The sequence below is a fragment of the Natronolimnobius baerhuensis genome (assembly GCF_002177135.1).
GTDB lineage: Archaea > Halobacteriota > Halobacteria > Halobacteriales > Natrialbaceae > Natronolimnobius > Natronolimnobius baerhuensis.
In genome coordinates this window covers 367,817-386,321 of record NZ_MWPH01000002.1, presented here as the reverse complement: position 1 = coordinate 386,321, position 18,505 = coordinate 367,817, and the positions used below count along the sequence as shown (strand labels likewise).

Below are 18,505 nucleotides of genomic sequence, written 5' to 3'. Positions count from 1 at the left end.
ATACCGGACTATATATCCTCGGTACTTCGTATTCGATAGTTCTCGAGGGGGTCCTTTCCGAATCGAAAATCACTCGAGCGGTCGGCTATGTCGGGACGGTCCATTTGGACGGTCTCGAGAAGGGATTTGCTACTGGGACCAGAGGGGAGCAATTATTAGCCTGAGTCCAGACACAGTAGACACCAACCAGCAGTTGCGAGCCACTGTATGCACGTAATAATCGTCGGCGCAGGTGACGTTGGACAGGCAATCGCCAGCAACTTAGAGGACTCACACGATGTCGTCGTCATCGACCGCAATCAAGAGATTGTCGAGGAGTTGACTTACTCGATGGATGTCCTCGCGTTGCACGGTGATGGAACCGAACTCAAGACCTTACAAGCCGCGGATGTCGAAGAAGCCAGCCTCGTAATCGCCTGTACGGACAACGACGAAGTAAACGTCGTCGTCTGTGGCGCGGTCAAAACGGCGAGCAACGCCTTTACGATTGCCCGTGTCCGGCGACGAACACTCCTCGAGACCTGGGAGGGGTCACAGGGTGCATTCGGCGTTGATTTCATGGTCTGTACGGATCTGCTGACTGCGCGAACGATTTTCCGTATTTCAGGGCTTCCTGCGACACAAGATGTTGATACCTTTGTTGGCGGTCTCGTCAGAATGGCGGAGTTCGAAATCAACGCCGAAAGCCCCGTTGTCGATATGACCGTCCAGGAGGCCGACTGCTACGATTCGATGACGTTTGCTGGGATCTTCCGCGATGACGAGATGATCGTTGCCACCGGTGATACCGTTATCCGGGCAGGGGACCGGGTCGTCGTTATCGGCAGCCCCGGTTCTGTCGTCGACTTCGCAGAAGACGTTGCGACGCTCGATACCGACGATGCCGACGAAGTCGTCATCGTTGGTGCGAGTGAAATCGGCTTCCAGGCCGCTCGAGAGTTCGAAGAACACGGCTATCGGCCGCGACTGATCGAGCAGGACCACGACCGCGCGCGCGAGGTCGCCGAAGCGCTGCCGAACACGCTCGTGATGGAAAGCGACGCGACTGACGCCGAGTTCCTCGCGCGCGAACACATCGACGAGGCCAACGTCGTCATTGCTGCACTCGATGGCGACGAAAAGAACTTGCTCGTCTCCCTGCTTGCCCGCCGACTTGGCGTCGACCGGACGGTCGCAGTCATCGAGAACCTCCAGTACGCCGAACTGTTCGAAACGGTTGGCATCGATGTCGCAATCAACCCGCGCGAGGAGACCGCAGAAGAGATCGTCCGCTTTACTCGTGCCGGCCACACCGAGAAAGTCGCCATGCTCGAGCACGACCGGGCGGAGGTAATCGAGTTCGAAGTAAACGATAGCAGCGTCTTAGCGGGTGAGACGATTGTCGAAGCAATGAATGACTTACCCGACGGCGTCGTTATCGGCGCAATCTCGCGTGGTGGCGATCTGGTGACGCCACGTGGTGAGACGATGATCTATCCGGGCGATCACATCGTCGTCTTCGTTGATGCTGACGTGTTAGACGAAGTCGTCGAGACGATGTGAGTTTGGCTCACTCGCTAATCTCGAGCACTTCGACCAGATTCTCCTCCGGATCTCGGACGAAGAGAATCGAATTGCCGGTCGCAGTCGTCTGTGGCTCGCTCAGCGTCTCAGCATCGGCTGGCAGGTCCTCGTAGAACGCCTCGAGGTCGTCAACGGTGAAGCCAAAATGCATGCCGCCGGGCTGGTTGAGTTGTACACTCGAAATCTCCTCACCTTCGGGTTCGTACTCAACGAGTTCGATACGCACGCCATGTCCGTCGAGGTGGACAAACGTGCCCGCCGCGTCCGCGACGTCGACAGCGTCCGAAAACGCCTCGCCGGAGACCTCGAACTCGCCGGCGAGTTCGAAGCCGAGAACGTCCTGATAGAACGGCAGGACGGCCTCGAGATCGGCGACGGTGAGTCCAACGTGATGTGCCGTAAGCGATTGTGTAGACATGTCTCGAGTGGGGTGGGCGAGCGGTGATAATGGTTCTGTTGTCCGTCTGCCACTGTGTGCAGTCAGTGCGCTGACGCGCGGAAGTGACACACGCTTATTTTCCCGGCAGCCGACCACTCGGTATGACCCGTGTTGCACTTATCGCCCACGACGAGAAGAAAGCGGATCTAATCGAGTTTGCACAGGCCCACGAACAGCAACTCCAGGAGTACGACCTGCTCGCGACTGGCACCACGGGACAGCGACTGATGGACGAAACCGACCTCGAGGTCGAGCGAAAGCAATCGGGACCGCTTGGTGGCGACCTGATGATCGGCGGCGAGGTCGCAGAAGACATTATTGACGGCATCGTCTTCTTGCGAGACCCACTTCGTGCCCAGCCACACGAGCCGGATATCTCTGCGCTGTTGCGGATCTGTGACGTCCACGACACTGCGCTTGCGACAAACCTTGCTTCTGCGGAATTCCTCATCGAGGGCCTCGCAGATTGACATCCTCCCCGCGCTGAAGCGCGAGGATTCCCACGGCACCGCGCCGCTGGGTTGGGATATTGTGGTTTACGACGTGACTTGTTCTTGAGGCTCGAATGCGCCAGTTTCCTTGTCAAACAGGTACGTCGATGGCTGTGCCAACCAGCCGTTACTCCTATCTCCCCCATCGCAGGCAAGACTCGGAGATACTTTTTGTCGAATGTTCTCAGCACCGTTCACATCAGCGTTCGCCACCGTCCCGCAGTCATCGCACACGTACAACCCGCGTTCAACACGGTTCGCGTCACGCTTTCGTCCACAGCACGAACACGACTTCGACGTATCACGCTCAGATACCTCCTCAACCGTGATGCCTTCCATCTCGGCCTTATATTCGAGCAGATTGGTGAACCGGTCGAATGCCCACGAGTGTAGGTCGAGGTTGCCGTGTGTGCCCCAGTTCTCCGCTTCACCGCTCTCCTCATCCTCGCGGACACCGGAGAGATCGCCTACCACAATCGTGCCAACTCCTTCGTCCACACACCGTTGAACGATGTGTTTTGAGAGTGTGTGGAAATAATGGGTGCGGCGAGCCGACTTTTTTTGGTTCAACTGCGTGGCTTGCTTGGAGTCGGAGTCGTCACACCGGGCGATCCGCTTGCTGAAGTAGTAGTCGTCCTGCTTCAGACAGTTCAACGGATACAGTTCGCTGTGGCCATCTTGGTAGGCGAGGGCGGCGAAGTTGTTGATACCGAGATCAATACCCACCGTCTTCTCGCCGGGAGAGTCGACCACCTCAATCTCGACTTTGCACACGAAGTGCAACTCCCACTCCTCTCCCGTCCACACCGCTCGAACCTGTTGGACGCTCTCCACGCTGGAGAGGTCAACGTCGGGGCGGGTCTGGTACTTACAGAGGATGAAGTCCGACCAGTAGTCCTTGAGGTTTGAGCCTTGGGAGAACCGGACGCGGTTGTACTGGGTGTCGAGTTTGAAGCCAGCGGCTTTGAACGTGACCGTACTTCGTGGGTGGTTGTCGTTGTGTTTGCGGTAGCCGGGCGGGTTTGCTTGTGTGTCTCCGTTGCGTCGTTTGCCGTACCAGCCGTTGAACGCCTCAGCGAGTTCTTGAAGGACTCGCTGTGCTCAATGAGCGAAGCTCATTGGCATCACGAGACGGCTCGCCGTCTCGAACGAACTTGACTGAGAATGCAGGTCATCGTAGCGTTCGTGCGACTTCAGGTAGGCGGTGAGTTCGTCGTGTTCTGGGATGTAGTCGATTTCATCCCAGACGCGACTGATTGTCCACCGTCCGACGCTCACAAGAGCGGAGCTCTTGTGCAGCCCATCAGAAATCTTCGATTTCTGAGGACGTTCCAGAGTTTACTGGCAGTGAACCCGAGCGAATCGAGGTCGTCAGACACCTGTGGCTGGTTCCTGATGGAAGCAGTGTAGGTGCGCGTAACGACCTGTTTCGCCATACGTAATCTATGTTGACAAACCTACTTGGAGGTATGGATTATGCAGCGTGGAATATCCTGCCGTGGCATGAACGGTGGTTTGTGAAGGGGAGTGTCGGATTCATCCCCGCCCTGAAGGGACGGGGCTTTCTCCTTGACTCTCCGTAAGCCCATTACTGCCTCGAGACCTGCTGCGGTCTCCTGTCAGTCAGTAGCGCCGGACTCAGCCGACAGCTCTCGAGTGCGGTGGGGCACAGTTACAACAGCCCCGAACCGCTCGAGCGAAAGCGGAAAGCGCTGTGGGAGACGCGAGGCGATAAGGCCGCCCGACGATGAGGTAGTGCTAGCGAGTACTGAATGGCAGTGTGGACTCTCTTACGGCAGGAAGCGACGGCGTTGTGGGGTGGCGGCAAAGGGATTTCACTGATCGCCGTTGCGACGACCTGGGGGTTGTTGGTCGGGGCGCGGATGATCTACCCCGTCATCCTCCCGTATCTACAGAGCGATTACGGACTGAGCCTGACGGTTGCTGGCTCGCTCGTGAGCGTCCTCTGGCTGTTCGGCTCGATTGGCCAACTTCCCGGGGGGATTCTTGCGGACCGGTACAACGAGCGGACGCTGCTGGGCCTCAGCGCACTCGGCGTGGCAGTGGCACTCGGAATCGTCGTCACCTCCTCGTCGGCGATCATCCTGTTCGCTGCGACCGCACTCTGGGGGCTTGCCCACTCGCTGTATCCCATCGCTCGAATCACGTTCCTCTCGAAACGGTACGAGGAGCGCCTCGGAAGTGCCCTCGGCGTGACGATGGCGACGGGCGATATTGGCCAGACCGTGTTACCGCCCATTGCGACCGTGATCGCGGCTGGCGTCGCTTGGCAGGCCGGACTCGGCTTCGTCGCGCCCCTCCTGTTGGTCGCCGGGATCGTGATTTTCATCGCCGTGCCACCGCTGCGAACGTCGACCGGTGAGACGAGCGAGACGGGCGAAACAGACGAGACGGACGATCCTATCTCACTCCGTGACACACTTGGCGTGTTTCGAACGCTCCGGCGACCGGAGATGGCGATGATGTCGCTTATCCTATTTCTCTACATCTTCATCTGGCAATCGTTTACGGCGTTTTACCCGACGTATCTGACCAGCGTGAAAGAGATCGATCCGGCGATTGCGAGCCTGCTGTTCGGGTTTTTCTTCGCAGTTGGCGTCATCGTCAAACCCGTCGGCGGCGCAGCGTACGACCGAATCGGCATGCGTGGCTCGCTCGTCGGCGTCTTGCTCCCACCAGTCGCCGGCTTCCTGCTCTTGCCGCTGGTCGACCAGCTCTGGGCGCTCGTCGTCATCACTGCCCTGATCAGTACGATGCTCGGCTCCGGTGCGATCACACAGTCGTATCTCGCTGACTCGTTTTCCGATGCGATGCAGGGAACGGGCCTCGGCGTGATTCGAACGACGACCGCGACGCTCGGCGCAGGCGGCCCGCTCGTCTTCGGAATCGTCGCCGATTATGGCTACTTCAACGAGGGCTACATCGTACTGGCTGTAATCATGGCGACGGTTATCCTGCTGACACTGCGGATGCCACAGACGTCGTAGCCCTCGAGCGTCGAGACAGGTCGATTCGAATCCTCGAGTTCCGAGAAGCCAACGTATAAACGCGAGATGGGGCAAAACAAGAGTACCTACATCGCCGATGAGTGAAATTGCTCTCGCGGCCGACTTTGCGATTATCGTCGTCGTTGCGACCATAATCGGTCTCATTGCCCGTCAGACAGGGCAACCGACGATTATCGCCTACATTCTGACAGGGATTATCCTCGGCCCGGTTGCGTTCGATATCGTGACCAACGAGGGACTTGTCGAGTTGATGGGCGATCTCGGGTTTGCGTTCTTGCTGTTCTTGCTCGGGCTGAAGATGCGTTTCGAAGACATTCGCGAGATTCTTCCCTCCGTTACGAACATCGCGTTCGGGCAGACGGTGATGCAGACCGCGCTGGCGTTTCTGGTTGCGCTGGCGCTTGGCTTTGGCACGACTGAAATTCTCGTCATCTCGCTTGCGACCGTCTTCGGTGCGACGCCGATCATCGTCAAAATTCTCACCGACAAAGACGAGATCACCAGCCTCCCGGGCAAAATCGACGTCGGCGTCCTCATCGTGCAGGACATCTATCTCGTCATCGTCCTTGCACTGTTTACCGCCGACGAACTCGGTAACGCAAGCGAGATCGCGTCCACGCTCGCCGTGATCCTCGTCATGATGTCCTTTATCGGCATCTTCTCGCTGTTTTCCTCGCGATACATTCTGCCAGGACTCTTCCGGCGTATCGCAGACAACAAAGACGTCTTCCTCATCGTTGCTATCGCCTGGGCGTTCCTGTTCGTCGCCATCGCAGAGGGCGCTGACCTTGATCCGAAAGTCGGTGCATTCCTGGCCGGCATCAGCCTCGCCCAACTCCCCTACAGCAAGGAACTCGAGGATCGGATCACGCCGATCACCGACTTCTTTATCCTCGTCTTCTTCGCCACGATTGGGCTCCAGATCGACGGCCTCTCGAGTCTGCTTGCCTACTGGTGGCAAGCAATCGTCGCCTCGATCATCCTCATGGTTGGGAACTTCTGGATCATGTTCTACCTGATCGACCGCGAAGGGTTCGACGTCGAAACCTCCTTCCTCGGCTCGATCAACATGGTTCAGGTTAGTGAGTTCTCACTGATTGTCGGCGCGCTCGCAATCGATCAGGAACTCATCGGTCCAGACGTACTCGGCTACCTGAGTCTGATGGCGCTGCTGACGATGAGTCTCTCGACGTACATCATCGCGTACAATCACGCACTCTACGAGCGCCTCGAGCCGTGGTTCCGGCGGTTCGAATCCGACGACGAGAAAGACGCCGACATTAGCAAGTATGAGAATCACGCGATTGCCATCGGCTACGACGAAATTACCGAGCGTGCGCTCCCGCTTCTCGAGGAGCACTTCGAGGAGGTGGTGATCATCGATAGACAAACCGATCACATTGAAGAACTCGAGGAAGAAGGCCGTTACGAGTATGTCTTCGGCGATTTCAGACACACCGAAGTTCGGAAGGAATCAAACCTGAAAGGCGCGGAGTTCGTGTTGAGTTCGAGTGTCGAACGCGAGGTCAACAAGGCGCTGCTGGCAGAGGTAAATGAGGACGCGACGGTGTTCGTCGAGGCCGAGCGAATCGATGATGCACGCACACTCTACGACCGCGGAGCGACCTACGTCATCATGACATCCCATCTCGCCGCCGAGAAGCTAAGCGAGTACGTCGAGTTGTACGTCACCGACCAGACGTCCTTCGACGAGGCAATCAGCCGCGATATCGACGCGATTGAAGCGCGCCAACACCGGGCAGTCAGACGATTCGAGGACGACTCCGATGACGACACCGAGCCACTCGAGGACCCCAATCGGCGCCACGGAGGTGAGTCCGATGGCTGAGGAACTCGTCATTACGCTGGCGGTCGTTTTCGTTTCCGCTGGCGTGCTCTCGCTAATCGCGAATCACTTCGGCCTCTCGCCGATTCCGTTTTACATCATCGCCGGATTGATCGCTGGTAGCTTCGAGTCTGTAACGCAATCTGAAATAATCGTTCTCGCACAGTGGGGAATCGCGTTCCTCGTGTTCGTCTTTGCGATTCGCATCGATTTCGGCGACCTCGAGTCGGTACTCCGAGATGCAGAAATCGCAGCACTGACACAGCTGATCATCGTCGCGCCGATTGCATTTGCTGTTGGCTATCTGTTTGGCGACCTGTTCGGCTTCGACTACCAACTTCGAAACGCGGCGTACTTCGCCGCGGCCGTCGTTCTGAGTTCGTCGCTCGTCGGCGGCGTCTTGCTTGGCTCTGAAAGTCGGGCGAACCTCGTTCACGGTCGGCTCGCGTCGTCGATTCACTTTTTCGACGATCTGGTCGCGATTGCGCTCCTGTTGATCCTCAGTACCGAAGTCGTCACAGCCGACGGCATCGCTGCACAAATCGGCTACGGCGTGTTGTTCGTCGTCGCGGGACTGGTGATCTACCGCCATGGCTTCCCGCTCCTCGTTCGACTCGCTGACGGAGACGGCGAACTCATACTCGTCGGCAGTATCTCGATTCTGATCGCGTTCATCGCTGCAGCAGAGTACGTTGGCCTCTCGCTCGTCATCGGTGCGTTCGCCGCCGGCATCTCGATCCGAAGCGACGGGACACAGGCCCTCGAGGTGCAAAACGGAATTAGTTCGATCACCGATTTCTTCGTTGCGATCTTCTTCGTCACTGTCGGTGCGCTCGTTGCGATTCCGTCACTCGAGGTCCTCGTCATCGCGGGTACGATTACGCTGCTCGTGCTTGTGGTAAACCCGGTCGTGCACATCATCTCGTTCATCTACGAAGGCTACGATGCTCGAACGGCGTTTCTGGCTGGCTCGAGTCTCAATCAGGTCAGTGAGTTTGCACTCATCATCGCGATTCAGGCGCTGTTGATGCAAACGATAGCCGATGCGCTGTTCGACGCGATCATCCTCGCTGCTGCGGCAACGATGCTGTTGACGTTCCTCGGCCGACGAACCGAAGACGTCGTCTACCGGGTCGTCGTCGCACGGCTGTTTCGGAGCCAACGAACGCGGAAAGTCGACGACCGAAGCAGTGTCGGCGACCTCGAGGACCACATCATCATCGTCGGCTACGGCCGAATCGGTCGCCAACTCGTCGAAACGCTCGAGACACTCGATCACCCGTACGTCGTCATCGAAAACGACCCGGTCCTCTGGGACGAACTCGATACCGCCTGTCAACACTACGTGCTGGGCGACGCGTTAGCAGACTATCCGTGGGAGAAAGCACAGGTCGAAAACGCCGCGCTCGTCTGTTCGACGGTCGACCATCAGGGCGTCTCAGAGGCACTCCTCGAGCGCGAGAGTGACGCCGATATCGTCCTTCGAGCAGAGTCGACCGGCGATGCAGAATCGTATCTCGAGGCGGGCGCAACGCACGTTGCTGTGCCGAACGTCCTCGCGGGCGAACAACTCGTTTCAACTGTCGAGGCGCTGGCGGCCGGTGAGACGGATCCCGAAACGCTTGAGCAAGAGCACATGGCGTACTTCCAAACGCTCGAGCAGGACGGGTTTGCGAGTCGTGACGAGCGGATATAACCTGTGTCTGTTGGGTCCGCAAGGCGGACTACGAGTCTGCGTCCGATGGTACCTCGTCTCTCGTTGGGAGAGCAATGACGGGGCGGTTGGCACCGGTGACGAGTTTCCGTGAGCGGTCACCCGAGAGAAACTGAACCACACGATTCCCGCCGCGCGGGCGGAACGCGATAGCGCTGGCATCGAGTTCGTCTGCGGCCTCGAAAATTGCATCGACAACGCGACGTGCGTACTTGACCCGCTCATCGGCGTCGGGAAACACGGTTCCTATCGCCGCAAACGAGTCCGCAGCGATTGCTTCGGATTGCTCGACTGGTGTTTTGTCTGGGGCACCGTCGGCTTTTTCGACAATGTGGATCGCCGTGACGTGAACGGGATCGTACGGCTCGAGCGCGAGTGCGGTTTGCGTGGCGTCGTCTTCGTGTGCCACCGGAACCAGAACGTGATCGAGTATGTCTCGAGAGTGTGGTGTTGGAGCGTCCATACTCCCGCTAGTGAGACCACGGACAAAATAGATGCCCCTCAGACTGGGCCATCGAAATACTCGTGGACGACGAGGACGAGGGCAAGCCCAACGACAAACAGTGGGACTGCAACGAGCGCCTCGAGTTCGATGGCGTCTGCAAGTCCAAGTGCGGCGACGATTAACAGTCCAACACCAACGGTGTAGACGACGAGGTTTCGTCCAATTCGAAGCACTTGCCCGAGTTCAAACACAGCAAGTTCTTCGCACAGACAGACCAAAGACTTGCTGATTCACTGTAAGTGCGGCTGCGTTGCATCCGCCTGTAGCTCCAGATCCTGCTGGCGCGCTGCTCGAAGTTGTTCGGCAGTCAGGTCACCCTCGAGCAAGTCTTCGACGTGTTCGACAAGTTGCTGGCCGGCGAGGAGTTCGGGGACACCGACGTACAACGCACCTGCCTCGAGCAACTCGAGCGCCGTTTCCTGCTCGCTCGCACGGACGATACAATCAGCGTTGAAATCGGCGGAGAGAATCTGTCTCGAGACGGAATCGGATTCAATCGTCGAGAAGACCAGCCGCGCTTGCTCGACGGTTGCTTTCTCCCACGTGTACTGTTCCATCGCGTCGCCGACGACGAGTGCGTTACACTCCTTGCGGACTGTTTCTCGACGAGCGGGATCGTTTTCGATGACGACGTAGGGGTGGTCGAGTTCCTCGCAGGTTTCGACCAGTCGCTTCCCCTGTCGCCCGTAGCCGACGATGACGACGTGGTCAGAGAGGTCCGTTGGCACGTCGCTCCACGCATCAATCTTGCCGTGTGCACGTGGGAGGAGCCCTCGGTTGACCAGCCCGCGATACAGCTGTTCGTCGTAGCGTTGACTCAGACTCGAGGTGATCATCGTGACGGCTGCAGCGAGGATGATCGCGTCGAACACCGTCTCGGAGATTGCACCGATCAACAGCGCCTGAATCGCGATGATGAGCGCGAACTCGCTGACCTGATCGATGCTGAGGCCGGTCAGCGTTGCCGTGCGTCGCTCATAGCCTTTCGCCAGCAAGATCGCCGTCGTAAGCGCTGGTTTCACGACGACTGTGAGCACAACGAGACCGCCGGCAATCAGCACCTTCTCGACGGACTCGGCATGCCCCGTCTCGAGGAATGGGAACGTGATGAGCGCGCCAATGGTTACGAAGAAGATCGCGACAAAGAAGTCCCTGATCGACTCGAGGCCGTTGAACAGACCGAGATACTCGATTGGATCGTGTCGAACCGCGAGACCGGCGGCAAATGCGCCGACGACAATCGAGACGCCAGCGAACTCGGCAGCACCAATAAATGCCGCGAGCAAGGAGACGACGCCCAGAATCATGAGTTCGTCCGACCCATCGGCGAGTCGACCAATGATGTCGAACAGGTATCGGTTGACGAGGAACGCGAGGGCGATCAAGGCCAGCCCGTAGCCAATAGCGGCCGCGACTGGGCCGAGTTCGAGCGTTCCCGTCCCCAGGATGAGCACGAAGACAATAGCGAGTAGGTCCTGGACGAACTGGATCGTACTCGCCAGTCGACCACGGATCAGCCGCAGATCGATCTCGGTCTGTAACAGCGCTCGGCCGACGATTGTCGAGGAGAGTGCGGCCGCAATCCCCAGATAGATCGCTTCAGTGGGGGCAACACCGAGGACGATGCTGATCCCGATGCCGAGCGAGCCAACGATGAAAATCTGGCCAAGTGCTGCGATTTCGCTGTCGCCGAGCACCGACCGAACGGCAGCGAAATCGATTCCAACGCCGAACGAGAACACGAGCAGCGCAATCCCGTACTGAGCTATCTCGAGGGTCAGTTCCTCGTCGAGGCCAAAGCCGTCCATCGCGAATCCGGCGATAACGCCCGCGAGGATGAAAAACGGCACTGTCGGGAGGTCGTACCGGTTTGCCGCCAGCAAGAGCGGTCCGGTGATGATGAACATGATCGAGACAGCGGTGAGTAACTCACTCATCGAGACCACCTCCGAATCCACCGTCGTGGTCCGGGAACGGCTCATCAGTGGCCAGCAACTCGATGTCCGACTCGAGCGTTCGCTCGAGTCGGTCCGTAACGCGACCGTCCTCGAGATACGTGTGCAGGTACGCAGCAAGTCTGTCCGCGGCGAGGTATGGGGTCATCAGTACACAGTGGACGCCGCTATCGTAGAGGGTACGTGCGTCTTCGATTCGATCCGCCTCGACGAGGACCGTCGCGTCCTCGCTGACTGACTCGAGCAACACCGAGTTGACCGCCGGGTCGACCGACGACGAGAGGACGAAATCCGCTCGTTTTGCGGCGACATCCTTCCGGATCGTTGCGTTTCGGAAGTCACCGTAGACGGCGTCGTACCCCTCTTCCTCGAGCGTTTCGACGTGTTCGACGGTTCGGTCGACGACGACAACATCCTCGTAGTGATCCGCGAGCAACGGCAGGACGTTTCGCGTCACGTCGTCGTAGCCGATGACGACTGCATGATCGCGGTACTCCTGTTTGTCACCCTCGAACGACCCCTCGCCGGCGAATCGCGTGATCGGCGACTCGAATCGCTCGAACAGCGTATGGCTGAACTCGATGAAGTACACCGAGACGGCCATCGTGAAGATTGCAAGCAGCGTCATGAAGCCGAGCACCTCGGCCTCGATGAACCCGCCTGTGACCGCGACGGCAGTGACGATAATCCCGAACTCGCTGACCTGTATCATGTTGAGACTCCCGAGGAACGTCGTTTCGGACCCGAAACCCTGCCAGTCGAGCAGGTAGAAGAAGATCAGGAACTTTACTGGCATCAACACCAGCGCAGCGATGAGTGCCTCCTGGGTGTACGCAAACAGTTGCGCGGCCTCGAGGTCGAGTGCGACCGAGACGAAAAAGACCATGACGAACAGATCAGTCAGCGGATTGACCCGGTCTTGCAACTCCTTGCTGTAGGGGAGTTGGGCGATGGCGACGCCGGCCATGAACGCACCCATCTCAATCGAGAGGTACGCCTCGATGCCAAACGGCTCGAGAAAGAGGTTGATGTTGTCGGAGACGAAGACGAACAGAAACGCCCACGAGATAGCGACGAGGAAGAAGATTTCCTTGTTATCTGCGATCCGACGGAAGACAATCGGGAGGACCGTTCGGGAGGCAACAAGCGCTGCGACCGTCACGAGCGCAACGAGGACGAGCACGACGGCGAGCGTCGTCGCGACCTCTGTGAAACTCTCCGGCTGTCCGGCTGCGAGCACGGCCAGAATAATGACGACGACGACGTCCTGTACGAGCAGGATGCCAACATCGATTTTGCCGTGCAATGAGGTTGCTTCGTCCTTGTCGTTTAACATCTTGATGACGACGGCCGTCGAACTATACATTACTGCAAGGCCGATGAGAAACGCCTCGAGCAGACCGAACGGGGGAAGCGCATACGCGATTCCCGCCCCCGCGAGAAAGACGAGCGCCATCTGCGGGAGCGCAATTTTGACGATTGGTGAGAGGACGTGTTGAATCTCTTCGAGACGCATTTTGATCCCGAGCAAGAACAGCAAGAACGCGAGACCGAGTTCCGAGAGCAACTCGGTTAGTTCGCTGACCTCGACGATGCCAAGCACTGCCGGTCCGATCACGACGCCGGCGAGAATGTACGCGATGATCGTCGGTTGGCCAGTCTGTTTGGCGAGGAATCCTGCAAATGTCGCACAGAACAAAATAACAGCGAGATCAACAGTAAGCGCTGTTTCGGTAACCATCTGCCCGAATCTTCCTAGGCGACTGAATTAACGGTGTCGGAACCCGGCATCGATACGTCGTGGTGTCGTCAGAACTGACTCCCACGCGAGGCGACATCACTGGGTGATCGGTGTATCCAGAAGGGATAGTTTCAACCCCCTCGAGTCCGCCTTGACTGCTATGACACAGGCGGTCGTCTTCGACCTCGATTATACGCTTGCGGTTCCGACGCGGGACCGCGAAACGCTGTTACAGGAGGCCGTCGACACTGCTGACGCGCCGGCACTCACGCGCGAGGACTATCTCGAGGCCCATGGAAACCACCTCACCCAGCGCTCGCGCGAGCCGATTTTCATCGACTTGCTCGCCGAGTACGATACCACAGCCGATCCGGCCGCCGTTGCCACGGCCTACCGCGAGGCAATCGCAGACGCACTCGAGGCGCTGCCCGGTGTCGAATCCATGCTCGAGGATCTCAAAGCCGACTACCGAGTTGGGCTGTTGACCAACGGGCCAGTTCGGGCCCAGCGGGACAAACTCGAGACGCTCGGCTGGGAGGACCGCTTTGATGCCGCCCTCGTCACGGGCGAACTCGAGGCGGGCAAACCCGACCCGCGTGCGTTCGAAGCGATTGCAACTGAACTGGACGTCGAACCGGCGGAAACGGTCTACGTTGGCGACGACGTCGACGCCGACGTCTACGGCGCGAGCAACGCCGGAATGGCGGTCATACAGGTACTCCTCGAGGGCGGCCCTGAGCCCGATTCGCGGGCTGTGGCCCACGTCGAGCAGGCCGACATTGCAACGGCGCTGCCGGAGATTCTCGCTGGCCTCGAGTGAGCGAGTAAGGCTGCAACGGCCCATCGAGACGGTGCTGGCTGTAGTTGTACCTGACGACTAACAAAGCCGACTGCGGGTGAGCATCGGGCATAATGTCTGCTGGAGAGTCGCCCGAGAAGCGACCGGAATCGGAGGCTGCACCTGGTCCGGACGCAGGCCCAGACCCACGCGCGAATACGGGAGACAGTGCAGATCCTGGCCCGTCTGGCGTTCAGGTGCTCGGGCTGGTCGTTCTGATTGCGGCTGCGATGCTTGCGATGACATGGCTCCTGACACCGGAGATGATCCTCGGTGGCAGTGCCGGCCCCGGCGAAGACACCGATGGAGAGACCGCGCTCGAGGAGTTTGGAGACGACGTTGCAGCCGAGGCCAACGAGAGCGACAGCGAGAGCGGCGACGATGACGAGGGCGAATCCGACGATGACGAGGACGATGAAAGCGATGGTGATGCCGACGAGTTTGACGACGAAAGTGAGGGCGAGGACGACGCCGAGCCCGACGACGATAGTGCCGACGAGTTTGACGACGAAAGTGAGGGCGAGGACGACGCCGAGCCCGACGACGATAGTGCCGACGAGTTTGACGACGAAAGTGAGGGCGAGGACGACGCCGACTCTGACGATGAGAGCGATGGCGGTGAAGGCGCTGAGTCCGACGACGAAAGTGAAAGCGATGACGACACCGAATCAGACGACGATATTGGGGACGATGGTGACTCTGCGTCACCAGTTGACGATCCCGGCTGGCCGTTCGATGACGGCTCACCAGCCGATGACGCTGGTCCGCCGGACGATATCCCAGGATTAGATGATGATGGCGATGACGATTCCGTCGATATTGATATCGATATCGGGGAGTGAACATCCCACTCCAAAATATGACTGCCTCGAGTGACACTCCACCCCGTCGAAGACGGGCAATAGATCAGCGAAGCGCTGCCGTCGCGTCGGCCATGATCTCGAGTGCCTCTTTCAGTTCCTCCATGCCGGTCGCGTACGACAGTCGGGCATAGCCCGCGCCGTTCGCGCCGAAGGCGTCGCCGGGGACGACGACCACACCGCGGTCGATCACTTCGTCACACCAGCCGTCGGGTACCTTCGGCATCGCGTAGAACGCACCCGAGGGCGTCGGCACCTCGAGTCCGGCGTCCTCGAGGCCGTCGACGACGACATCGCGGCGGTCCTCGAACGCGGTGACCATCTCCGAAACGGGGTCTTGCGGTCCGGTGAGGGCGGCCTCGGCGGCGTACTGGGCGGGCGCGGAGGCACAGGCCTGGCCGTACTGATGGACGCGCAGCATGCGTTCGATGCGTCGGTTTGAACCAGTCACCCAGCCGAGTCGCCAGCCAGTCATCGAGTAGGTCTTCGAGCAGGCGCTGACGACGACGACGTTGTCCGACTCGGCGAACTCGAGCGGCGAGCGGTGTTCGCCCTCGAAGACGATTTTCTCGTAGACTTCGTCGGAGACACAGAGCACGTCGTGTTCGTCGGCTATGCGTGCGAACTCGCGCATGTCTTCTTCGCTCTGGACGGCTCCGGTGGGGTTGGCCGGGCTGTTGACGATGAAGACAGCGGTGTCGTCGGTAATTGCCTCCTCGACTGTTGCTGGATCGAGCGTGAGATCGTCGCGAAGCCCGACCGGCTTGGGCGTCCCGTCGGCGAGTTTCGTCAGCGCGTCGTAGGAGACAAAGCCCGGATCGGGGAAGATGACCTCCTGTCCGGGATCGACGTGGGCCTCGAGTGCGATATGCAGGGCTTCGCTGCCGCCCGAGGTGGCGATGACGTCGGCCGGATCGATCTCGAGGCCGTAGTCACGGTCGTACTTCGTGGCGATAGCTTCGCGGAGGGTTTCGGTGCCTTTGTTCGACGTGTAGGCGTCGGTGTGACCGTTTTCGATGGCCTCGATTGCGCCGCGGCGGGCGTGTGCCGGCGTTGGAAAGTCCGGTTGGCCGAGTCCAAGATTGATCGCGTCGTCACTGGCGGCTTCGAACACTTCGCGAATGCCACTGATCGACACCTGTTCGACCCGCTGTGAGAACTCTGTCATGGCTGTATGAGGGCAGCCAATCCGGATAACTCTTGATGGTTCTCCGACTCCCACGAAAGTCCCATCTCGACTGAACAGTCAGTCCGGACAGACGCTCTTGTCTCCGAAATTGAACGATCCGCAACTAATATACGGGTCCTGTCGAACTATGCAGTGATGACTCTCTCTCGGCGGTCGCTCCTTGGTGCGGGGGCAACTGGGGCAGTTGCACTGACAGCCGGCTGTCTCGACTTCGTGAGGGGCGAGGGCCCACTCGAGTTCGAGGCCAATCAGGTCGTTCCGAGCGCGTCCGCGCTCGCAGAAACCGGGTACGAAGAAGACGAGATTGAACACAAAGAAATCGACGAGGAAGTCGATATCGGGGTCGAACGAGAAATCCGAGCCTCGCTGTGGGCAGGCCTCTACACGAAAGAGCGGGAACTGCAGGGCCAGACACAGGATGCCGGCCTCTTCGCAGCGGTTTCGATCCCCGGCATCGAAGTCCTTGGCCGCTCGTTCAACCCACTTGCAGACCTAAGCGGCGAGGAACTCCTTGAGGAACTTATGTCCCAACTTGATGGCGAACAGGACATCGACAACATCAGCCACGAGGACTCCTTTGGCCTCGAGATTCTGGGCGAGGGCCGCGAAGTCACTATTTTCGGCGGCGAAGCCGAATACGGCGATGAGGTTCTCGAGGTCGAAATCGCGTTGACATCCTTTATTCACGAGGACGATCTGCTCGTCTTACTTGGGACACATCCCCGCCTGCTGGCCGGCGAAGCGGCGAACATCGAGCGCTTGATGGAATCTGTCGAACACCCTGTGTGAGCGGCCGCCGCTGATTCTATCGTAACAACTGACACTGTGTACGCACCAATCGCATAGCTGTCGTGTGATTGGGTGTGCACTGACGTTCAGTGGCTACTCTACTTGTACTCGACTCTCAAGTACGATTCCCAGAACGTAGACCGTGGTTCTGTCAAACAGTTTTGACTCTCCAGTACTACCTTCGCTGTCGACCTCGAGTTGTTACCGACAGGAGAGCGTCGACCGAACCTGCTCGACGTCGGTTTCACACGTCGTACAGGATTGTTTTGCTGTGGCGATGTAGACGACACCACAACTCGAGCAGTGAAAGAGATTTCCTGAGGCGTCCGTTTGCCCGGTGGCGTCATCGCGGTCTCGAACAGATTTGGGAGCCTCTTGAGGAGCGTGTGAGAGGCCGAGTGCTGACCGGACCTGCTGTCCGACCGTTCCGAAATCAAATCGTTCTCGCAGTTGATATCGAATGCTCATACACAGGCCAACAACGATACGTGAAAAGTAGATACTCTCTAATATATTTGGATGTCAGTATCACAAGAATTAGGTCGATATCGACCGATTTGCTGTCCGAGCGCTCCCACAGCGTCCGACCTGCTCGCACTTGTTACGGGTGCGTGAGTGCGTTCGAGTTTCAGTGGTGACGATAGCAACCTTTTCGACAGTTGCGGCGTCACTCGTGTCCATGAACTTCTTTGATCGGTTGCACGACCGCATTCGGATGGTCAACAGCGTCGTTAGCGTCGGACTCGACCCGGATCCCGCCCGTATCCCGAACCATTTGTCGGACTACGACCTGCCGCGATGGGCGTTCAATCGGCGGATCATCGACGCGACACACGAACACGCTGCGGTCTACAAACCCAATGCAGCCTTCTATGAGGACCCAGACGGGTGGGCCGCCCTCGAGGAAACCATCGCGTACGCCCACGGGAAGGACGTTCCCGTCCTCTTGGATGCCAAACGCGCCGATATCGGCAACACAACCCGCCAGTACGCCCAGATTCTCGAGACCGTCGATGCGATCACGGTCAACCCCTACATGGGCCGGGACTCGTTGCAGCCGTTCCTGTCGAACGAGGAGGCTGGTGTCTTCATCCTCTGTCGAACCTCGAACCCTGGTGGCGAGGATCTGCAGGATCTCGAACTCGAGAGTGGCGAACAAGTCTACGAGCGCATTGCCGCACTGGCGGACCTCTGGAACGATAACGACAACGTCGGCCTCGTCGTCGGCGCAACGAAAGCCGAAGAACTCGAGGAATTACGCGAACAGGTACCGGACCTCCCCTTCCTTGTCCCCGGCGTGGGCGCACAGGGTGGCGACGCGGAGGCTGCAGTTGAGTACGGGCTCTCGGGAGAAGTCGGGCTTATCAACTCCTCGCGCGGGATCATCTTCGCTGGCGAAAATCAGGGTACTGAGTTCGCAACGGCAAGCGAACAGGCAGCCAAACGGCTCAAGAAACGACTCAATCAGTATCGGGAATAACGAACACGTGTTCTCATTCAGACGGTTTCCTGTCCGTCAGTTCCGGCGCAACCGCCAACAGGTCGT

Annotated in this window: 16 protein-coding genes and 1 pseudogene; 9 read left to right on the top strand and 8 right to left on the bottom strand. The window is 58.8% G+C overall.

Going from position 1 to position 18,505, the window contains the following annotated elements; genetic code table 11:
- The first annotated feature begins 207 nt into the window (after window positions 1-207).
- Entirely contained in the window at window positions 208-1,542 is a 1,335-nt protein-coding gene (trkA, locus tag B2G88_RS08245; protein ID WP_054863339.1) for a Trk system potassium transporter TrkA, read from the top strand.
- A 7-nt stretch (window positions 1,543-1,549) separates the two neighbouring features.
- Here trkA and B2G88_RS08240 read toward each other — a convergent pair whose 3' ends face one another.
- Window positions 1,550-1,981 (bottom strand): VOC family protein, encoded by a 432-nt coding sequence (locus B2G88_RS08240; RefSeq protein ID WP_087714499.1) that lies wholly within the window; start codon window positions 1,979-1,981, stop codon window positions 1,550-1,552.
- Window positions 1,982-2,103: 122 nt separating this feature from the next.
- Between B2G88_RS08240 and B2G88_RS08235 the strand changes: the two genes are divergently transcribed.
- On the top strand, window positions 2,104-2,472 hold the full coding sequence (locus tag B2G88_RS08235; RefSeq protein WP_054863338.1) for a methylglyoxal synthase: 369 nt from the start codon (window positions 2,104-2,106) through the stop codon (window positions 2,470-2,472).
- A gap of 66 nt (window positions 2,473-2,538) precedes the next feature.
- Here B2G88_RS08235 and B2G88_RS08230 read toward each other — a convergent pair.
- A pseudogene (locus B2G88_RS08230) lies at window positions 2,539-3,929 on the bottom strand (RNA-guided endonuclease InsQ/TnpB family protein).
- Between the two features lie 336 nt (window positions 3,930-4,265).
- On the opposite strand from B2G88_RS08230, the gene B2G88_RS08220 reads away from it, so the two are divergent.
- The 3 genes from B2G88_RS08220 (at window position 4,266) to B2G88_RS08210 (ending at window position 9,064) form a co-directional block, all read left to right on the top strand.
- On the top strand, window positions 4,266-5,501 hold the full coding sequence (locus tag B2G88_RS08220) for an MFS transporter (RefSeq protein WP_176393202.1): 1,236 nt from the start codon (window positions 4,266-4,268) through the stop codon (window positions 5,499-5,501).
- Window positions 5,502-5,598: 97 nt separating this feature from the next.
- Window positions 5,599-7,371, top strand: a complete 1,773-nt coding sequence (locus tag B2G88_RS08215; protein ID WP_087714498.1) for a cation:proton antiporter — start codon at window positions 5,599-5,601, stop codon at window positions 7,369-7,371.
- The gene (locus tag B2G88_RS08210) at window positions 7,364-9,064 is read left to right on the top strand and encodes a cation:proton antiporter (RefSeq protein ID WP_054863337.1); all 1,701 of its coding nucleotides are present in this window, start codon (window positions 7,364-7,366) and stop codon (window positions 9,062-9,064) included. Before B2G88_RS08215 ends, B2G88_RS08210 begins: the two co-directional genes overlap by 8 nt.
- A gap of 28 nt (window positions 9,065-9,092) precedes the next feature.
- Here the strand turns inward: B2G88_RS08210 and B2G88_RS08205 are convergent, their stop codons facing one another.
- From B2G88_RS08205 to B2G88_RS08190, 4 genes are read right to left on the bottom strand one after another with little or no spacing between them, the layout of a single operon-like run.
- The gene (locus B2G88_RS08205; protein WP_054863336.1) at window positions 9,093-9,545 is read right to left on the bottom strand and encodes a universal stress protein; all 453 of its coding nucleotides are present in this window, start codon (window positions 9,543-9,545) and stop codon (window positions 9,093-9,095) included.
- Between the two features lie 38 nt (window positions 9,546-9,583).
- Complete coding sequence (locus B2G88_RS08200) at window positions 9,584-9,778, bottom strand: hypothetical protein (protein ID WP_054863351.1); 195 nt, start codon at window positions 9,776-9,778, stop codon at window positions 9,584-9,586.
- A 39-nt stretch (window positions 9,779-9,817) separates the two neighbouring features.
- Window positions 9,818-11,524 carry a cation:proton antiporter domain-containing protein gene (locus B2G88_RS08195; protein WP_054863350.1) on the bottom strand — a complete coding sequence of 569 codons (1,707 nt, stop codon included), beginning with the start codon at window positions 11,522-11,524 and terminating at the stop codon, window positions 9,818-9,820.
- Window positions 11,517-13,283: a cation:proton antiporter gene (locus B2G88_RS08190; RefSeq protein ID WP_054863335.1), complete on the bottom strand. Its 1,767-nt coding sequence runs from the start codon at window positions 13,281-13,283 to the stop codon at window positions 11,517-11,519. Before B2G88_RS08190 ends, B2G88_RS08195 begins: the two co-directional genes overlap by 8 nt.
- Before the next feature lie 160 nt (window positions 13,284-13,443).
- Here B2G88_RS08190 and B2G88_RS08185 point away from each other — a divergent pair, with 160 nt between their 5' ends.
- Window positions 13,444-14,103 carry an HAD family hydrolase gene (locus B2G88_RS08185; protein WP_054863334.1) on the top strand — a complete coding sequence of 220 codons (660 nt, stop codon included), beginning with the start codon at window positions 13,444-13,446 and terminating at the stop codon, window positions 14,101-14,103.
- 92 nt (window positions 14,104-14,195) lie between these two features.
- Window positions 14,196-14,963, top strand: a complete 768-nt coding sequence (locus tag B2G88_RS08180) for a hypothetical protein (protein ID WP_087714497.1) — start codon at window positions 14,196-14,198, stop codon at window positions 14,961-14,963.
- Between the two features lie 64 nt (window positions 14,964-15,027).
- Here B2G88_RS08180 and B2G88_RS08175 read toward each other — a convergent pair whose 3' ends face one another.
- The gene (locus B2G88_RS08175) at window positions 15,028-16,149 is read right to left on the bottom strand and encodes a pyridoxal phosphate-dependent aminotransferase (RefSeq protein ID WP_087714496.1); all 1,122 of its coding nucleotides are present in this window, start codon (window positions 16,147-16,149) and stop codon (window positions 15,028-15,030) included.
- Between the two features lie 156 nt (window positions 16,150-16,305).
- Here B2G88_RS08175 and B2G88_RS08170 point away from each other — a divergent pair, with 156 nt between their 5' ends.
- Complete coding sequence (locus B2G88_RS08170) at window positions 16,306-16,959, top strand: DUF6517 family protein (RefSeq protein WP_087714495.1); 654 nt, start codon at window positions 16,306-16,308, stop codon at window positions 16,957-16,959.
- A gap of 201 nt (window positions 16,960-17,160) precedes the next feature.
- On the opposite strand, the gene B2G88_RS08165 is transcribed toward B2G88_RS08170, so the two are convergent.
- Window positions 17,161-17,427 (bottom strand): hypothetical protein, encoded by a 267-nt coding sequence (locus tag B2G88_RS08165; protein WP_054863395.1) that lies wholly within the window; start codon window positions 17,425-17,427, stop codon window positions 17,161-17,163.
- Window positions 17,428-17,638: 211 nt separating this feature from the next.
- Here B2G88_RS08165 and pyrF point away from each other — a divergent pair, with 211 nt between their 5' ends.
- Window positions 17,639-18,439, top strand: coding sequence for an orotidine-5'-phosphate decarboxylase (gene pyrF, locus B2G88_RS08160; RefSeq protein WP_087714494.1), 801 nt, complete (start codon window positions 17,639-17,641; stop codon window positions 18,437-18,439).
- The last annotated feature ends 66 nt before the right edge of the window (window positions 18,440-18,505 follow it).

Bases quoted from the DNA above. Each gene is read 5' to 3' on its own strand.
- B2G88_RS08215 (WP_087714498.1), top strand. From the start codon at position 5,599: ATGAGTGAAATTGCTCTCGCGGCCGACTTTGCGATTATCGTCGTCGTT.
- trkA (WP_054863339.1), top strand. From the start codon at position 208: ATGCACGTAATAATCGTCGGCGCAGGTGACGTTGGACAGGCAATCGCC.
- B2G88_RS08170 (WP_087714495.1), top strand. From the start codon at position 16,306: ATGACTCTCTCTCGGCGGTCGCTCCTTGGTGCGGGGGCAACTGGGGCA.
- B2G88_RS08210 (WP_054863337.1), top strand. From the start codon at position 7,364: ATGGCTGAGGAACTCGTCATTACGCTGGCGGTCGTTTTCGTTTCCGCT.
- B2G88_RS08240 (WP_087714499.1), bottom strand. From the start codon at position 1,981: ATGTCTACACAATCGCTTACGGCACATCACGTTGGACTCACCGTCGCC.
- B2G88_RS08235 (WP_054863338.1), top strand. From the start codon at position 2,104: ATGACCCGTGTTGCACTTATCGCCCACGACGAGAAGAAAGCGGATCTA.
- B2G88_RS08185 (WP_054863334.1), top strand. From the start codon at position 13,444: ATGACACAGGCGGTCGTCTTCGACCTCGATTATACGCTTGCGGTTCCG.
- B2G88_RS08190 (WP_054863335.1), bottom strand. From the start codon at position 13,283: ATGGTTACCGAAACAGCGCTTACTGTTGATCTCGCTGTTATTTTGTTC.
- B2G88_RS08220 (WP_176393202.1), top strand. From the start codon at position 4,266: ATGGCAGTGTGGACTCTCTTACGGCAGGAAGCGACGGCGTTGTGGGGT.
- B2G88_RS08180 (WP_087714497.1), top strand. From the start codon at position 14,196: ATGTCTGCTGGAGAGTCGCCCGAGAAGCGACCGGAATCGGAGGCTGCA.
- B2G88_RS08165 (WP_054863395.1), bottom strand. From the start codon at position 17,427: ATGAGCATTCGATATCAACTGCGAGAACGATTTGATTTCGGAACGGTC.
- pyrF (WP_087714494.1), top strand. From the start codon at position 17,639: ATGAACTTCTTTGATCGGTTGCACGACCGCATTCGGATGGTCAACAGC.
- B2G88_RS08195 (WP_054863350.1), bottom strand. From the start codon at position 11,524: ATGAGTGAGTTACTCACCGCTGTCTCGATCATGTTCATCATCACCGGA.
- B2G88_RS08175 (WP_087714496.1), bottom strand. From the start codon at position 16,149: ATGACAGAGTTCTCACAGCGGGTCGAACAGGTGTCGATCAGTGGCATT.
- B2G88_RS08205 (WP_054863336.1), bottom strand. From the start codon at position 9,545: ATGGACGCTCCAACACCACACTCTCGAGACATACTCGATCACGTTCTG.